Origin of the sequence: Salinicola socius (assembly GCF_001937195.1) — a bacterium.
In the GTDB taxonomy this organism is placed as follows: Bacteria; Pseudomonadota; Gammaproteobacteria; order Pseudomonadales; family Halomonadaceae; genus Salinicola; species Salinicola socius.
This window is the reverse complement of record NZ_MSDO01000118.1, coordinates 1-629: the sequence shown is the minus strand read 5'-3', so window position 1 is coordinate 629 and position 629 is coordinate 1. Positions and strand designations below refer to the sequence as shown.

Below are 629 nucleotides of genomic sequence, written 5' to 3'. Positions count from 1 at the left end.
CCATCGACGTCACTCGCTGCCGGGACCTGGCCGGTCAGTAGTGTGTTCTCTTCCGTCGTGGCCGTGCCTGCCTGAGCGACCGGGGCGTCGTTGGTGCCGGTCACGGTGATGGTGACGGTCTTCGGTGCACTGACGCCGCCGTCATTGTCCGTGGCGGTATAGCTGAAGGTGACGTCGCGGCTCTCGCCCGCGGCGAGACTGTCGAAGTCGGTGCCCGGCGTGAAGCTGTAGCTGCCGTCGCTATTAAAGCTGAGGCTGCCGTTGCCGGTGCCGATATCCGTCGCCAGGTCGTAACCGGCGATGGTGCCATCGACATCGGTCGCTACCGGCACCTGGCCGGTCAGCACAGTGTTCTCGCCGGTGGTCCGGGTATCGGCGACGGCGATCGGCGCATCGTTGGTGCCGGTCACGGTGATCGTCACCGTCTTGGGCTCGCTGACCCCACCGTCGTTATCGGTAGCGGTATAGCTGAAGGTGATATCGCGGCTCTCGCCGGCAGCCAGACCGTCGAAGTCGTCACCCGGCGTGAAGCTGTAGGAACCGTCGGCATTGAACGTCAATGAACCATTGCCGGTGCCGACATCCGTCGCCAGGTTATAACCGGCGATGGTGCCGTCGACGTCACTTGC

At 64.4% G+C, this 629-nt stretch carries 1 protein-coding gene; it reads right to left on the bottom strand.

From position 1 onward, the window contains the following. The coding region (locus BTW07_RS19140; protein WP_144077020.1) for a tandem-95 repeat protein at window positions 1–629 on the bottom strand (629 nt) is incomplete at both ends.